The sequence below is a fragment of the Neisseria sp. HMSC070A01 genome, from assembly GCF_001810165.1.
In the GTDB taxonomy this organism is placed as follows: Bacteria; Pseudomonadota; Gammaproteobacteria; order Burkholderiales; family Neisseriaceae; genus Neisseria.
Window position 1 is genome coordinate 120,773 of the sequence record NZ_KV800125.1, and the last position, 16,893, is coordinate 137,665.

12 protein-coding genes and 2 pseudogenes are annotated in these 16,893 nt (G+C 46.6%); 8 read left to right on the forward strand and 6 right to left on the reverse strand.

What is annotated here, in order from left to right; genetic code table 11:
- Positions 1-70: 70 nt before the first annotated feature.
- Positions 71-2,269 (reverse strand): TonB-dependent hemoglobin/transferrin/lactoferrin family receptor, encoded by a 2,199-nt coding sequence (locus tag HMPREF2711_RS07560; protein WP_070615936.1) that lies wholly within the window; start codon positions 2,267-2,269, stop codon positions 71-73.
- A 311-nt stretch (positions 2,270-2,580) separates the two neighbouring features.
- Positions 2,581-3,432, reverse strand: coding sequence for an MBL fold metallo-hydrolase (locus tag HMPREF2711_RS07565; protein ID WP_003746709.1), 852 nt, complete (start codon positions 3,430-3,432; stop codon positions 2,581-2,583).
- A 97-nt stretch (positions 3,433-3,529) separates the two neighbouring features.
- Here HMPREF2711_RS07565 and HMPREF2711_RS07570 point away from each other — a divergent pair, with 97 nt between their 5' ends.
- Positions 3,530-4,516, forward strand: a complete 987-nt coding sequence (locus HMPREF2711_RS07570; protein WP_003746712.1) for a GlxA family transcriptional regulator — start codon at positions 3,530-3,532, stop codon at positions 4,514-4,516.
- 10 nt (positions 4,517-4,526) lie between these two features.
- Here the strand turns inward: HMPREF2711_RS07570 and HMPREF2711_RS11130 are convergent, their stop codons facing one another.
- Complete coding sequence (locus HMPREF2711_RS11130; protein ID WP_155811699.1) at positions 4,527-4,676, reverse strand: hypothetical protein; 150 nt, start codon at positions 4,674-4,676, stop codon at positions 4,527-4,529.
- Between the two features lie 473 nt (positions 4,677-5,149).
- Between HMPREF2711_RS11130 and HMPREF2711_RS07575 the strand changes: the two genes are divergently transcribed.
- The 3 genes from HMPREF2711_RS07575 to HMPREF2711_RS11310 all read left to right on the forward strand — a co-directional run bounded on the left by HMPREF2711_RS07575 (position 5,150) and on the right by HMPREF2711_RS11310 (position 9,479).
- Positions 5,150-8,401: a TonB-dependent receptor domain-containing protein gene (locus HMPREF2711_RS07575; protein WP_070615937.1), complete on the forward strand. Its 3,252-nt coding sequence runs from the start codon at positions 5,150-5,152 to the stop codon at positions 8,399-8,401.
- 190 nt (positions 8,402-8,591) lie between these two features.
- Complete coding sequence (locus HMPREF2711_RS11305) at positions 8,592-8,954, forward strand: hypothetical protein (RefSeq protein ID WP_231288071.1); 363 nt, start codon at positions 8,592-8,594, stop codon at positions 8,952-8,954.
- An 84-nt stretch (positions 8,955-9,038) separates the two neighbouring features.
- The gene (locus HMPREF2711_RS11310) at positions 9,039-9,479 is read left to right on the forward strand and encodes a Slam-dependent surface lipoprotein (RefSeq protein WP_003746718.1); all 441 of its coding nucleotides are present in this window, start codon (positions 9,039-9,041) and stop codon (positions 9,477-9,479) included.
- A gap of 440 nt (positions 9,480-9,919) precedes the next feature.
- On the opposite strand, the gene HMPREF2711_RS11315 is transcribed toward HMPREF2711_RS11310, so the two are convergent.
- The gene (locus HMPREF2711_RS11315; protein WP_231288072.1) at positions 9,920-10,249 is read right to left on the reverse strand and encodes a hypothetical protein; all 330 of its coding nucleotides are present in this window, start codon (positions 10,247-10,249) and stop codon (positions 9,920-9,922) included.
- A gap of 229 nt (positions 10,250-10,478) precedes the next feature.
- On the opposite strand from HMPREF2711_RS11315, the pseudogene HMPREF2711_RS11320 reads away from it, so the two are divergent.
- From HMPREF2711_RS11320 to HMPREF2711_RS11200, 4 genes and pseudogenes are all read left to right on the forward strand, one after another.
- Positions 10,479-10,999, forward strand: a pseudogene (locus tag HMPREF2711_RS11320) (surface lipoprotein assembly modifier).
- A gap of 656 nt (positions 11,000-11,655) precedes the next feature.
- Positions 11,656-12,246 carry a LysR substrate-binding domain-containing protein gene (locus HMPREF2711_RS07590; protein WP_003746724.1) on the forward strand — a complete coding sequence of 197 codons (591 nt, stop codon included), beginning with the start codon at positions 11,656-11,658 and terminating at the stop codon, positions 12,244-12,246.
- 85 nt (positions 12,247-12,331) lie between these two features.
- Entirely contained in the window at positions 12,332-12,778 is a 447-nt protein-coding gene (locus tag HMPREF2711_RS07595) for a hypothetical protein (RefSeq protein ID WP_003746726.1), read from the forward strand.
- Between the two features lie 258 nt (positions 12,779-13,036).
- A pseudogene (locus HMPREF2711_RS11200) lies at positions 13,037-13,381 on the forward strand (L-aspartate oxidase); the annotation flags it as partial.
- A 795-nt stretch (positions 13,382-14,176) separates the two neighbouring features.
- Here HMPREF2711_RS11200 and HMPREF2711_RS07605 read toward each other — a convergent pair.
- Positions 14,177-15,502, reverse strand: a complete 1,326-nt coding sequence (locus HMPREF2711_RS07605) for a Tle-like phospholipase domain-containing protein (protein ID WP_003746729.1) — start codon at positions 15,500-15,502, stop codon at positions 14,177-14,179.
- Positions 15,499-16,167: a hypothetical protein gene (locus tag HMPREF2711_RS07610; protein WP_036493655.1), complete on the reverse strand. Its 669-nt coding sequence runs from the start codon at positions 16,165-16,167 to the stop codon at positions 15,499-15,501. Before HMPREF2711_RS07610 ends, HMPREF2711_RS07605 begins: the two co-directional genes overlap by 4 nt.
- Between the last annotated feature and the right edge of the window lie 726 nt (positions 16,168-16,893).

A 16,893-nucleotide genomic window follows, 5' to 3' on the forward strand; every position in this document is an offset into this window, starting at 1 on the left:
TTTTTCCTTGTCGAATACTTTCAGACGGCCTGCTCGCTTTCTCAGGCCGTCTGAAAACGGTTGAATCACATTAGAACTTCAGTTGTACGGTTGCGGCGAAATTGCGGCCGCTTTCAGTGTACAAGTCCATCACACTGGTACGGCTCATGCCGGAAACGTCTGCGTGCTGCCAGTATTTTTTGTTGCCGACGTTGTAAATATTTGCGCCGATTTCAAGGTTTTTAAACGGCTTGTACCACGCGCCGACATCCCATACGCCGTAGCCCGGCGCTTGGAAAACAGTGTCGCTGCTGACGCGGCTATGTTTTTTCGACCAGCGCAGCTTGGTGCCGACACCCCATTTTTCCTGCGTGTAATCCAAACCCAAAACGCCGTTGAGCGGATAAGCGGAATCCAACGGTTTGCCGTCCTGCTGCTCACCGCGCATCCAGGCGATGCTGCCGGAGACTTGCCAGCCTGGCAGGAATTTGTAGGCGGCAGAAGCTTCAGCACCGTAGGTTTTGACGTGATCGAGGTTTTGATATTGGTACTGGATAATCGGGCGTCTTCCAACGGTGGAGGTACCGATTTCAGTGCGGTTGATGAAGTTGCGGTAACGGTTGTAGAACGCGGTAACTTGCGCACGGGTGCGTTCGTTTTTAAATTTCATCCCCAATTCAAAGCTGTTGGAGCGTTCAGATTTGAGATTCGCATTCGGGATGACGGCATAGCCGTAGGTCGTATTGGCAAACGCCATGGTCGCGCTGTCAAACGGCGGCGTACGGAAGCCTTGGGAATAAGTAGCAAAGCCGGTGAACTGCTCACCCATCGGTACGCTCAGACGCAGACTGGGCGTGAGTGCGGAATCGCTGAAACGTGTCGCTGTTCCGCTGGGGTTGGCATTGAGATAGGCTTGGTCGGTCGAAGTGTTCAGCTTGTCTTTTTCGTAACGCAGGGCCGGGGTCAGGACGATGCCGTTACCGAAAGTCAGGCTGTCTTGTGCGTAAACGCTAAACGTTTTGCGCTTACTATCGGGGAAAGTTTTATTCGGATAGGTGCTGCCTGCATAGATTTTGCTGACGGCGCCGGTCAGGTTGTCCACTGTCAGGCTGTCGCGCGGACGGGCGGTCTCGGCGTGTTTATATTCTGCGCCGGCAACGACGGTTTGTTTGACCGCGCCATCAAATTCCCACACGCCTCGCCCGTTCAGTCCGCGTATGGTCTGATTGAAACCGTAGTCGGAATAACGGGTCGAGTTACCTAATAGACGCGCGCCCATGCGCGTCATGCTGACATCGACGGCATCGTCTTCTGTACGCAGTTTTTGCTGATAGGCAGTCAGGTTGGCTTCTTTCAGACGGCCTTCGCCAGTGTAGCGGTAGCCTGCTTCGATACGTTGACGGCGGATGCGGTCTCGGGCGTTGCTCTCAGATGTTGCGATGGATACCGGCCCGCGTGATTGCGAACCCAAGCCGTTTGCCAATACTGTATCGTTGGCGTGGTAATACTGTTCGTACAAAGTTTCAAAGCGGTGGTGTTCGTTGCCGATATTGCCTTTCGCCAAGATATTGTAGGCATTGTTTTTCTGCGGGTTGGTAGCAGTACGTGCAGTCGAGTAGCTGGTATCGCTGCCCATGTTTTCGGTTTCATGACCTTGACGGCGCGTCAGCATCAGCAGACCTTCGGCGTTTTCATGGAAACCGGCCACAGTCGCAGTAACTCCATGGCTGCGGTCGCGGCTGCGGTAACCGTGTTTCAAACCGAAATGACCGCGTTTGCCTTCATCGACGAAATCACTCGGAGAAAGCGTCACCATGTTCACCACGCCGCCGAGCGCGTCGCTGCCGTACAGCGCGGAATAAGGGCCTTTGACAATATCGACCTGCTTGAGCGTGTCGCTTTCGACCATATCACGCCCCGAAATCGCACCGTTGGAGCCGCCGCCTGCATAAGATTCGGGAATGCGCACGCCGTCCACCATCATCAGAATGCGGTTGCCGTCTATGCCCCGGATATTAATGCCCGCATGGCCACGGCGGTTGTTGTCAGACGGCACGCTAACGCCGGATTCATACATCACAATATCGTCCAAATTCTGCGCCGAGGCTTGATTCAAGGTTTTGCGTCCGATAACCGACACATTCGGCGCAGCTTTATCCAAGGTTTGCGCATTTCGGTCGGCCGTGACCACCACAGGCTCTATTTCGGCCTGCTCTACCGGCATCTGAGCCGCATATAAATGTCCGGAAAAAACCGCCCCTACTACACAGGCAATCGCTTTCTTTTTCATTACATAACCTTATTATTTGAATAAAAATGGTTTTCATTTATAAAACAAATAGGCGGTTTTTGCAAGTTTAGAAACAGTAAGACAGCACTAACAAGGGCGCGGAGCATATGTATTCGTCTGACTACGCCTGCCTGCTCTAACCTGCCCGTGATTGACTGATACGGCAGCGACGCAGCCGTTAAGCCATAAACGCAGTTTTCAGGCTATCTGAAACCCTGTGCAGACTGCTTTTAAAGGCCGTCTGAAATCCAAAAAGCAGCCTGCACTTTGAAAAGCAAGGTGCAGGCTGCTTTAGGGTAATGAGCCGTTTATCAATCCAGTTTCAGGATTTCTCCGTCTTCCGGAACGTTCACACGGCTTTCAATGCCTTGACCGCGTATAAATTTACGCATATCGGCGCGGCTGACGGCGGTATGATTCACGGTATCCATGTGTACGGTGATGATTTTGGCTTTAGGCATGACTTGGCTGGCTTTTAATACATCAGCCGTCCCCATAATAATGCCGTCTGAAATGCCTGAAATCAGCGCGTAGCCCGTGTTCATAATCAGATAATCGGGTTTGTAGCGGTTCAATGCTTTGTTTACATCTGCCGTCCACACAGTATCACCCATAACATAAGCGGTTTTGTGTCCGCTGCTTTGGAATACCACACCCATTGCATCGCCTAAGATTTCGGCTAGCTGCGGGTTGGCATACATGGCTTCTGTACCATGTACGCCGCCGGTTTTGCTGATGGTTACGCCGTTGAAGACAGCGTTGCCGTTCAACACGCGTACATCAGTAAAGCCTTGACTGCGGATTTTTACTGCGTCGGCGTGGTGCTGCACATATATGGGCAGGTTTTTCAGAATGGAACGTGCGGCGGTTTCGTCCCAATGGTCTTCGTGGGTATGGGTAACGATCACTGCATCCACACCGTCCAAAATTTTATTCACGCTCATCGGCAGCCCGACCAGCGGCATTTTGGCTTGGCTGTTGAACGTGCCGGCAAAGCCGTTCATGGAGTGCTTGGGTGCGAAAAACGGGTCAATCAAAAACGTCTGCCCCGCATATTCGACCTTGGCGGTAGCGTTACGGATATGTTGGTATGAATCGTCTGCCCAAGCGGAAAAGGCTGTCGCGCCCCAAACAGTGGCAAGAATAAATTGATTGAATTTCATGATGTTGCTCCTTAAAAAATCATGGAGCGTATTTTAAGCAGCAGGTGCATCGGCTAAAATAGGCAATATTGCCAATAAACGCAAGGATAGTGCCAAAATGTCGTCTGAAAACGAGCGTAACGAGTTTCGCCAAAATCAAACTGTCCCCAAAATCGTGCTATATGCTCAATCGGGCATGAATGATTTTGTCTTCAACATTCCCTTTTCTGTTTTTCAGACGACCTATCGGAACAATCCGCTCTTTGACCTGAAAATCTGTTCCGATGATAGCAAAGACGTCATCACGGCACTGGGCGCAAGTATTCCCGTACACGGCGGCTTGGATTTGACGGAAGAAGCCGACATCATCGTCATCGCAAGCTGGCGCAATATTGAAGAAGCCCCGACACCCGAGTTGAGTACACATTTACAGAAAGCAGTACAACGTGGTGCACATATCACCGCCCTATGTTACGGCACTTACGCCCTTGCCTACACAGGACTTTTAGACGGCAGAACCGCCGCCACCCACTGGCTTGCCGAAGACGACTTTGTCCGCCGTTTCCCTAAAATTAATCTGGATACCAACCGCCTATATGCGGAAGACGGCAACTTTTTAACATCGGCAGGTGCGGCGGGCGGGCTGGATTGCTGCCTGTACCTCATCCGCAAAATCCACGGTGCAACCATTGCCAACGACCTTGCCCGTACCTTGGTTGCGGCACCACACCGCGAAGGCGGGCAGGCACAGTTTATCCACCGACCTGTCGAACGTCGTACCGCCGATGACAAAATAAATCACTTATTGGACGAACTGCGCCAAAACCTTGCCACCCCATACCGCTTGGACGATTTGGCAAAAAAATTAGCTGTTTCCCGCCGAACCTTTATCCGCCATTTTTCTCAAGCCACAGGCATGAATTTCGGTGAATGGCTGACAACAGAGAGGCTATGGCAGGTACAGGATTTATTGGAAAATACGGATTTGCCGATAGAACGCATCGCCGAACAAAGCGGCTTCGGCAGCGCGGCAAACCTACGTTTACAGTTTAAAGCCAAGTTTAAAATCAATCCGAATGCCTGGCGGAAAGTATTTGGCAGATAGCTCGCGTTAGTCAATCCAAAATACCTGAGTGCAGGCTGCTTCGGAGGTCTCCACTGAAACCGAGTTTCCCGCCAAACTGCCGCAGGCGGAATAAAACGCGAAAGTCAGACAAATACTTGCCCAAGGCAGGCGCATCAACTTCATCTAATTCACGCCGCATACGGTGATTTCCGTTCTCTCTACAAAGGAACAGAGCATATGTATTCGTTGCGCCTACCTGTACAAACACCACCAGATGACATTCCATCACGGCACCGTTTACCGCCACCTTCGTTAAGATAATCGACAAAGATCGAAAGGCTCATCGCCAAAAAAACATTTAGCTTACGAAACGCCAAGTGTTTTATTTTTAAATCTGTTCCAACCACTGGTGCCCGAGTGTTACATTTGAAATTCGAATCAAAAGCTATCTGAAATTTTCAAACAAGTTTTTATTTGTTCCTCTTGTCCCTCACCCTTCTATCTACTTCAAATTCTAAAAACATTTCCATATTATTAAAAATTAGTTAGAATTTCACAAAATTATAAATAATAATCAAACTTATTTTTATCATTTTAGTCAGAGTGTAATCGCATCTATTCGGTCTGTCTTGTTCAGACGGCCTTACCAATCAAGCCATATGGATACATTCTATGCAACCGATCAAAGTCACCACCCTCTCCGCCTGTATCGCCGCCATTGGTTTTGCACCTACTGTTTATGCTGCAGATAATTTGACAGTTATTCTCGATACCATTACTGTCAAAGGAACTCGAAATAAGGATGAAATCGGTAAAAACCGAGTTTATACCCGCGAAATCGTCAATCTTTACAAAGGCAAAAACGAAGTCGAAACCTTCAAAGGCAACACTGTATCGGACCTTTTGAGCGGTATGTCCGGCGTGTACAGCGGCGACGCGCGCAACAGCGGCGCGCTGGATCCCAATATACGCGGCGTGCAGGGACAGGGACGGATTCCCGTTACCATCGACGGCACGGAGCAGGCGATTACCGTTTGGCGCGGCTATGCAGGCGCAAACAACCGCAACTACGTCGATCCCAACATCATCAGCAGCGTTTCCATCGAAAAAGGCCCTTCGTTCAGCCGTGATATGAAAAGCGGCATAGGCGGCTCCGTCGCCCTGAAAACCACCGATGCCGACGATATTGTCCCCGAAGGGCAGAAATACGGATTTGAAGTGAAGGCGGAGGCTGCCAACAATTCCATCAAGCGGCGTGAGAATGCTTATGAACATTCAGTCGATTATCGAACCTTGCCTGTTCCCGCAGTAGCAACAGGCGGTATTTGGCGTTCATTTTTTGACGATACCGACCGAATCGACCAGCGTTTCAACGGACGCAATAAATTTGGGGAGGATAAAGCCTACCGCATCGCCGCTGCCACCAAGCAGGACAATTTCGATGCCATGCTCGCCTATGCCTACCGCAGTAAAGGCAATTATTTTTCCGGCAAAAAAGGGGCGGAACGCTACGGCTATATCGGTCCTTGGACACAAGAAACTTTAGACGAATTAAAATGTCGTCAAGAAGAAGCCGCTGCCAAGGGCGAGAAATTTTACGGCAGTGAAAACATGCTGGGCACACCCGATATTTCAAAAATCGGACTTTTCTACCATCCGGGTGGAGAAGTCAGCAATACCTCGCTCGAAACCAAATCATGGGTAGGTAAAACCACCTTCCGTCTGCCGAACCGCCAAACGCTCAAATTCGGCCTGCGCCATACCGATTCCACGTTCGGCGAAATCATGCCTTCGCGTATTATCGGCCCCATCAGTTGGGATGCTTCCGTCCTCAACAAAATTGCCGAATGGCCGCAGGCATGGGTCAAACAGCGTTCCTACAATATCGACTATTCGTGGAAGCCCGAGGGCAGCCGTTGGATAGATTTCGATGCCACGCTTTGGACAACGCGCACCAAATCCAAAACCAATACCGCAGGCGGCTCGCCCGGCGATACCGTTTATGAAGACAACAAATTTCAAATAGCATGGGACGAATACGACAGATGGCAGAAATACACCCCCGCAGAGCGGCAGGAATTGCTGGATGCAGGAATAGAAGCCCCCAAACCGCCCAAACCTGAAACGCCCAATACCAACGGCAGGTTCAACACCATCGAAGGCAACGCCTATTACACCCGTAACAACCGTACAGGTTTTCAATTCTCCAACCGTATGAAATTGAGCAACAAACTGTCGTTGACCTTGATGGGCGATTTTCAAAACGAAAAACTGGCATCGCGCGATAATTTTTCAGACGAGCTGGAGCGGGGAGGATATGACAAATATCAGGAAGAACTCGAAAACAGCACCATCAGGGCAAACTACGGATTAAACCAATTCGGCGTACCGCGCAACGGCAAACGGCGAGAATACAATCTGGGCTTCAATTTCCGCTACGAACCGTTCCGCTGGCTGACTTTGACGGCAGGCGGGCGATATACCAATTTCCAACTTCAGGATAAAAGCAAACGTTTGGAAAGCGGTACATATAAAACCGGCTATCCATTAGAGATGAACAGGGGGATGAAATATTCGGTCGTGAGGGTGATTACTCCACAGGAATATGCGGATTACAAGGCGATCAATGATGCTTTGGCAGATGGCAGTTTGGATTGGGGAGACTTATATACCAAAGAGGAATATGCAGAACAATTAAAGAAATATCAGCAAATTGACTGGAATTCGACTATACCGACCTTGAGTAGTGATCGAAGTACATGGGTCAATCCCAATGAACAGACAGATTTTTACTGGCTGAAAGACAATGAAGGTCGTTTGAATATGAAGGATCACCCCCTTACCAACGGCAGCATTCCCGATTTGCACGCCCAAGTCCCCAATCCCGTTTACGACCCGTCCAATCCCGACAGCCCGAAATTTGTGCCCAAATATTATAACGTTGACTCAAGTGTATATACGACTCCGATGACCGAAGCAGAAAGGCAGCGGGCGATGAAGCAGAAAGGCAGCGGCTGGGTGCCCGCATTTTCTGCCACTGTCAATTTTACTGATTACAGCCGCGCCTATCTGCGCTATACCGAAACCCTGCGCTACCCCAGCATTTTTGAAGGGACTTACGGCTTTTCTACTGCCGCTGGCTCATTCAACCGCATGGGCTATGGCTGGCGGCCCGAACACGCCAAAAACTGGGAAGTCGGCTATATTCATGATTTGACGGGGCTGTTACCGAAAATGAAAAAAGCGGATTTCCGCATTAACTACTTCCATAACAAGACCAAAAACGTTATCGACAGGGACGACAATCTCGAATTCGAACAATTCGACAGACAAATCCGCAGTGGTGCCGAGCTGTCCACCCGCTTCGATACCGGACACGTCTTCGGCAGCCTGAACGTATTCCGCAGTCTGAAAAACAAAATGTGCGACGAAACCTTCCAATGGTCGTCTGTAACAGCAGGAGATGTCGATGCAGCATATTTTGCCGAAACCGGCAAAACCATGAGTCGCCCCGTCTGCAATCACGGAGGTTTGAGCGATTCGGGCTATCTGGCAAGCGCGCTTCAACCACGCTGGTCAATTGATGCCGAATTGGGCAGCCGCTTTCTTGCCAATAGACTGGAAACAGGCGTGCGCCTTCATTACCACAGCCGCGTCTATGAAAACCGCAATGATGCATGGCAGCCTCACTACAACATATTCAATCAATATAGGGGAACTAATCATAAACCCCAATATAACGATATGCGCTGGCAGCCTGTTGCGGTATGGGATGCTTACCTGCGCTACAAAATTGGCAAAAACCTGACTGCCGAGCTTGTGGGCAGCAATCTGACCAACCGCTACTACCTCGACCCGATGAGCCGTTCTTACCTGCCTGCACCGGGCAGAACCATCAGGATAGGGATTAAGGGCAAGTTCTAAAATAGTTTCTAAATACAATTATCAAAACTCTGATATTGGTGAAGTATAAATTTTCAGAAATGATAATAATTTATTTTTGAAATAGGAATATACTTACCTTGCTTTTCCAAGGGAAGGAAAATGTAAGTTTGAGTCTGCCTTCTCTTGGAGAAGATTCGTTATTCTGTAAACTTTTATTTTGGAGTGAATTATGAAACTCATTAAAACCGTTGTGGTATTGAGTGTTGCATTTGCCGCTTCTTCTGTGTTTGCACTGCCTAAAGGTTTTCAAGCCAACCCGACGGGAGCGTCGACCAATTCAATTCAGGCTGAAGGGGTAAAACATATCGGCATTACTCTTGAAACGAAGGCGATCATAAAGGTAAAGCTGCAATTTTTGTCAGTGATACCAAGGCTGTTCCATCAAATCCCAAGAAAGGACTTGCCAATAACAAGCCCGTCTCTTTTGCCAAAATCGATGAAACGGCAAATAAATTCTTTGTCAAAACTTTTGCCCACAGCATTTTGGGTAAAGACAAAAACGGCGTTACGGTCGCGAATCTGTACCGTATGAAAGGTATTGTTTGAGACAATATTCCAAGAATGCCCGACCATTCCCATTTAGGCCGTTTATCTTATTCCAAAGTCGGTAATATGGATGTTTACTTCGGCGACTGGTCTGCCGTTCCTTCCGGTGCGGCTGTCGGTACAAAAGGTACGAATTACACCGCCTTCTACAGCGGCACGGGTCGAACCCACCAATCTGCCGACTACGGGTACTGCCACTTATACGGTCAAAGGTATCAACCAATACCACGCGCAAAATTCTACCGTCTTGAACGGTACGCTGACAGCCGACTTTAGCAGCAATAAACTAAGCGGCAGTTTGAAAAACTCCGGTTTGACTATTGCCATTAACAATGCCGCTATCAAAACGGCTGAGGCTTCATTCTCAGGCAATGCTACGGCAAACGGAACAGCAGGTGCAACGCACGGCCACTTCTTCGGCAACCAAGGCGCAGTAATTGCGGGTGTGGCTGAGTTTGGTCGAAACCATGCCTATAACACTGCCTTTGGCGGTACGAAAACCGGCAAATAATGAATCATAATGCGATAAGGCGGACGGTTTTTGTCGTTTCCCATTCCGTCCGTCTATAAAACACAAATCATCCGACACAAAAACACAAATCATCCGACACACAATGCACATCGTACAGGGCCGTTCGGAAATATCGGGCTTCGCAATGCGTTTAAGCCGGTATTTTCCGAACGGCCCGTGAGTTTGAAGGCGTGCTGTTTCGATGGGCTTGAGAAGCTCATTTTCAGACGACCCGGCAGGTGCTTTCATTCAAATAAACAATGCTCTTGCCCGGTAAAGATGAAATGTCAGCTTTTCTTTGAAAAGGTCGTCTGAAAAACAAAGCCGTCCGACACACAGGAAAGAATTTTATGAAACGCCTTTTGCTCCTTCCTTTTTTTATCAGCCTGCTGCCCTACGCGTTTGCCGACGACAGGGAAGACCGCTTCATGCAGCTCAAACTACGCCGCGCGCAGCAGGAAAGGAACGAAGCGGACAATACGGCGATTGAGTTCGGCGCGGGAGAAATGCAGGACGGCGAAGATTTGGCGTTGTCGCTGATGAAGGTGGTCAACGCGCAAAACGAAGAGGGAACGGCTCGGCTGTTGGACATTTACCGCCGTCAGGATGTTTACGATCCCGATATAGTGCTGTTTGCCGAGGCCAATCAGGCGGTGTTCCGCGACGATTTGAAGGCCGCGCTGGCGAAATACCGTGAGCTTTACCGCCAAAATCCCGAATTTCTGCGCGGCCGCCTGGATTTGGCGCGGCTGCTGTTTATAGACAAACAAAACAAAGAATCGGCGGCATTGTTCGACGGCATCGATATTCCCGAAGTGCTCGCCGTCAATGAGAAAATCAAAGTGTTTGCCGACGCTTTGAAGAAACGCGATGCGTGGAGCGGCTCGGTTTCGTTCGGCGCGGGTTACGACACCAACTTAAACCAGTCGTCGGGCACGACGGTTGTCCGCAATCAGACAAGCTGCGGTTTCGATTCGAACGGGCAGCCGATTCTGGACGATGCCGAAATGCTGTCCTGCCGCAACGAACAGCTTGACGCCTACGCGCCAAGCCTCACTGGGCGTGCAGCTCGACCACAAATACGACCGCTACCGCGGCGAATTAAAACATTTCAACGGCCCGCAGACGCTTCTGTTCACCACCGCCATCTACGCCCTGCCGAAAGACTGGCTGATATTCGGCGGCTACGACTATCTACGCAAAAACAGCCGCGAAAAAGTGGATTCCTACCGTCGACACGGCCTGCGCGCGGGTGTCAACAAACGTTTTGAATACGGTATCGACGCCACCTTTCAGGCAATCTGGCGCAAAACAGCCTATCAGGACTACCATGCCTGGCTGGGGAAACCCGCCGCCGTGATTTCGAACGCACCTACCAGTTAGACATCAAATTCGACCGCCCTTTTCTCCGCGGCTTCGTACCCATCCTTACCGTAAAACACACTGACAACAAAAGCTCGTCCTGGCTAAATCGTTATAAACGGAATGAATTTCTAATTAAAATAGAACATAGGTTTTGAAATTAAAGGTCAGCCAGATTATATCTTGTAAGATTATTATTTTATATTCATAATGTGATTAACTCGCAAATTTCTTATAGTTTAACTTATCAACTTGCCAAAAAATTTGCAAAATAGGCCGTCTGGACTTAATGTTTCAGACGGCCTTTGCAGTATAGATTAGCTATCCCCTACGCTTTCTTGTTTCACAAGAGTTTGATGGTACTTGGTATTCTTATACCTCCCCCTATTCCACTACTCAATAAGTTAGGTAGTAGAGGTAAGGTAAAATTAAGTGGCCAAATTTCTCTTAAAACATATTGATTTGATACTAAAAATTGGAGTACTATGAGCACACTCTCTAGAGTATCATTAATTCTTATTTGACATATAGGAACAAAACAGCGGAATTTGTAGAAGAATAGGGAAAAGGAAATTAATTTATATTATGTTAAATTAATAATAGTGATATTTAATCCTAACTTGCAACTCTAATTTGTATTTTTTAATTTTTTATTTCTAGTCTCTACCAAAGAATATATTTGCCGCTTTCTTATAATTCAAAAAAGCCGATTGAACTTCATCCTTCAAACGGCTTTTAATCTATACGTTAGACTATTTTCGCTTTTCCATTGCCAACGGGTACGCGCCTCTTGGAGCAAGGAGAAAGAAGATGTGTGTTCCATCGCCTGCTGGTAAAATGCGCCGACTATCCCGAACTTTATATCGATTGGCGCAGCAACGACGCCAAACTTAACGCGGTGAAAAACCAACTCGACATCGGCATCCGCATCGGCATACAGGCGGAAGATTTGATGATTGTCCGCAAAATCTGCGACACCACCGACAAAATCGTCGCCTCCCCCGCCTATCTCGCCTGCCACGGCACGCCGCAAAGCCTAGACGAATTAACCGGTCGTTTCCCCGCATCGTCGCTCATTGACGCCAACACCAACCGCCCGTGGGGCTGGCCGCTCAACGCAGAAATGCACGTTTTTCCAAAAAACATCCGTTTCATCACAGACGACCCTGCCAACGAACTCGCCGCTGCGCTGGCAGGCTGCGTTGCCGCCTATATCCCGGAACATCTGTGCCGAACCCACCTGCAAAACGGCAAACTGGTGGAACTCTTCCCCGAAATCCCGCGCCGCCCGTGGCAACTCTATATCTACTGCCCGCAACGCACAGTAACTTCCAGGCGCGTGTTAAAGGTGTTCGACTGGCTGACGGAGGTGTTGCTGGAAATGTATGATAAAGAGGCTACCTAAAAATCAAGAAGGCTCAAGCGACATTCATCGTCTGTTTCCGCTTGCCTTCAGGTCGTCTGAAAACTACATTTGGAAATTCAAACCGATGAAGATAAACCCTGAAAACGGCAGCATCATCCTGCCGGACTGCAATATTATTAGTGCACGAACCACGCTTGATGACTGGATTGCATGTTTCCCAAAATCAAGCCCGAATCATCTGCAAACGGGAATAACATTTTTCGGTTTGTCATTTACCAAGCAATCCGAACAATACACCCTTACCGCCCGGTTCGAGCAGCAGCGGCTGGAGCGCTTATCCATATTCTTCTACCCGATAGGCGAGGACAATAGCTGGGCAGCATGGTCGGAGGAGCGCGAATTGCAACGCAGAAAACAATTTGATCGATGGCTGGATAAGCAGCTGGGCGATGCCCCTTGCTCCATTGAAACATCGGCAGCAGGCAAATGCCGCCGATTTACATGGGGCAATGCGGGCGCGTATTACTACAATAAAGACGGCAGTACGATGATCGTCATCAGTTATCGCTGAACGCCTTTCAAAGGATACCCCATGCACTACCGATCGCTCAACGCCGTTCTGGAACAATACAGCAGCAGCCTGCCCCACCATCCCTCCTCCCCAAACAGCCTCGCCCTGCATATCGACCGTCAAACGCAAGGCTACCTGAAACTCCATACACCCGACGGCATCAGCCTGACTTATCAGGACGAACCCGTGTTCTGGTCGTTCTTCAGCCACGATTTATACGACGCTTACCTCATCCGCAGCTACGCCGAAAGCTGGCAGGCATACCAGCCCGTCGCAGATGGACAAGCATTCCAAGCCGTACCGTCCCAAAGGCTGTCTGAACGCCCCTACTCCGAAGCGGGTATCTTTTCAGACGACCTTCAAAACACATTCAGCCGCCCCGCCCTGCAAGCGTTCAACCAACACCATCTAGGCATTCTCCGCAACGATACCGACCTGCGCCGCGCTATCGCCCAACTGAGGCTTTGGAAACAAAACCAAGCCGAGCCGCACACCGTGTCCGAATACGAAAACCGAAACTTGCTCGAATGCAGCCTCACCGTCGCCCAAGCTGCATACAGGCGGAGACAGACTATCGGAGCACATTTTAATAGTGATTGTTAAGGCTGATAGTGAAAACTTTTCTCCAATAAATAAAACGTCATTGACTGAAAAAGAAAAGGTTCACACATGATTAAGGAAAGATTGAAAGAAAGTAGGAGAAACGGTGTAAACTAAAATGCAGGGATTGACAGTAGTTATAAGTGATAATAACTAATCAACAATGATCTTTGCATTTTGTGGAGAGAAAAAAGCTAGGATTAATGAAATAAGACCATCTGAACAGTTTTGAATAAGTTCAAACAAAGTTGGCACAATTCACTATCTTTACCCTACTCTATTTCGCCAGGCTACAATTAATGGTAAGGTTACAGTAAAATTAACCAGCCGAATTTCTATTAAAACCTATTGATTTTATACTAAAAATTGGAGTACTATGAGCACTCTTTCTAGAGTATTATTAATTCTCATTTGACATATAGGAACAAAAAGCGAAATTTGTAGAAGAATAGGGAAAAGGAAAATAATTTATATTATGTTAAATTCATAATGCTAGTATTTTAGCCTGCTGAATTCTGTTTCGCTCAGTAGTACAATCACTTATAGAATCCAAGAATAAAAAAGCCATCTGAAATTTATCAGATGACTTTTTCTCTATTGATGCACACTAAATTCTCATTATAACGACTAGTTTTACGACGGTTGTATTCCTTTTTTCATGCTACCGATGTCCCCTAACCAATTTTGAACAAATTTTTGACTGACATCTTCTATTCCACCCAAGGCATTTGCCAATTTTAAAATAGTGGCATCATAGTCCAAGTTCGTTACCGAACCGCGCCTTGGCGTCCATTTCTTTTACGACAAGCTCATACCTCGTGTCTGGGTTTGCGCTATCTGTCTTTGTTGTTCATCATATTCAAATTGCCGTGTAGCTTGTTGAATTTGATTCAAACTTTCTACTGCTGGTATAGAGGCAGATTCATTCATATGCATTCCAACACGATTCAGATGGGGATTGAGTTCACCAATTAGATATTGATCTCCTTTCACACTGAACAGAGTGGCAGTAGTCATTCCTTGTGATCTCCCTAAAGCAGTAAGAGCCATTACGGAATTTTGGAATTTTTCTTCATCAATAGGCAAACCGTTTTTCTCATGGTAAGCGGTCATATGCCCTTTGACAGAATCAAAAAGTTTTTGTGCCTCAGGTGGAAGAGATTGTGGGTTAAATGAAGCAACTGTCTGCATAAAATTGTACTGCTCTTCCTTATCATTCCAAGACATTAGGTTCGGATCTCTGTCAATTTTTTCCCGGATTTTCCGGTATATTTCTCGGGTTTCGCTTACACCTTTGCCTATTTTATGTAACGTGTTGCGGTAGTCATTAACATCATCTCTGTAATCATTTATCATTTTTTTATTACGTTCTGCCAATTCCAAAGCTGACTGATAATTGCGTTCTGAGAGTATTGAATTAATGCCTGTAAAATTACCAATGCCGTGTGCCCACCACACAGTTCCAATGGCTGCTGAAACAGTGTTCTTGGTATCTAGATGAGGTATGCCGGTACTTTCATTACTGTATCCATTCACTCGCAGCATAATTAATTCTGGTTGTTTAGCTAGAATGACCATTTTGCCGTAATGAGGAGCTGCTGCAGATACCACGTCTGAGGCCAAGGCATGATTGATCACTTTATCTCCACCTTTGGGAATTCCATTTAACGCTGCTGCACCATAGGCATTAAAGGTGACGCCCTCTTGCTTGAAGTGATAAGATTGAATTTGAGCCAATGCCCCCCCGAGGGAATGACCAACTTGTGTAATGCTGGGTTGACTTTGTTCAGGATGTTTATTGTGAAATTTATCTGCTTCTTTTAGTGCTATCATAGTTAGTTTTGCTGCATCTTCTGCCTGGATATTGACCTTATGGATAATCATTTTCAGATCAACTTTGGCATCCATCGCGGATGATGTCCCCCTATGGGCGACAACAATCTCATTGGTACGGACATCTTGATAAACTGCACCTTGGTAGTCTGTTGTCGGATTTTTGTGGACAGCTAGAACTCTATAATGATTTCCGCCAATAAGTAAGGTTTTATTAGGGGGGGTAACCACACGATCTTCATAGGAATCTTGAGCAAGGTCTGCATACTGTTGTTTACTTAGTCGAGTCATGGTTTAACTTCCTCTAGAGTAACGGTGATACTAAAAAAATCATTGTCATTATGAGGTCCCGCCCCATAGGCAGACAGGCTTTTTTCACCAAAATCCACATCAGGAGAATCTTCGCTTCCATATGGTAAACCATCTTTATTTTTATAATACGGATACCCTCGCTTCCAATAATATTTGGTCAGTGTTTTTTCTTTTTCAAGATTTTCCATTACATCGCTGATATTGAATTCAGTTTCTTCCTTATTACCTGTCGCCTTAAATGAAGCTCCAAAATTTTCAGGCTTCCATTGGCAGATACCTTCTCCGAAATAATCTTCATCCAGTACAGCATCAGCATAGAAGAGTACTTCGTATTCATCATGTCCGACCAAATTCATTTTGATTGGAATATTTTTTTCAGGAGATGCCGTCGCACCTGCCAACCGACTAATGGTATAAGAACAATTTCTTGCTACATAACCAATATACATATCGTTTATAGGTTTCATCGGCCCCGGTGCATTATTAATCTTAACCTTGACCCTGTATGGTTGTTTCGGCTCGGGGTTCAATTTGAAACGTGCTTCTGTTTGTTGTTGGACACTCATATTACTCCTCTCCGTACAGGCATTTAGGCTTAAAGTTGACAATAAAGCTGCAGATAGCAGCAGGATAAAAGGTTTCATCAGTAAAATCCTTATTCAATATCATGAGCAAATTAAATATTAATTTAAGATAACTTGATCAGGATACATTCTGTTTGATGCTTCAACGCATTTACCACATTACTCTAAATAGTGGTTATTGAATTATATTATAACAGCATCCAGACATCTTAACTAAGATAATGCTGAAAGGTAGATAAATAGTGATTAATGGAAAGAATACTAAATAAATATTAGGATTTAGGCAACTCAAAACTTTACTACGCCCCGTTCTATTAAGTCCCAATCAGTGATAGAGCGAGATAAAGGTACTTGGTCATACTAAGCTTCCTGCTCTTTACTCTATTCTACTCCTTAACAATTAAGAAGTAGAATTACAGTAAAATTAAACAGCCTAATTTCTCTTAAAAACTATTGATTATATAATAAAATTTAAAGTACTATGCACATACTCTCAGTATTATTAATTCTCATTTGAAAGATAGAAACAAAAAGCGGAATTAGTAGAAAAATAGGAAAAAGGAAAATAATTTATATTATGTTGAATTTATAATTTATTTAGATGGCCTCATCAATCAAGCGATCCTACTGATCGACTCGACTGCTCATGAAATATCTGCGCTATCTTCAATGAAATGAAATGAAATGAAATTAGCAAACATAGCTCAAATGGCTTAATTGGGGAAGCTGCTTATAAAAAATCCCCTAAATATTCTCAGTGATAATTTAGAGGATTCTTATAAAGGT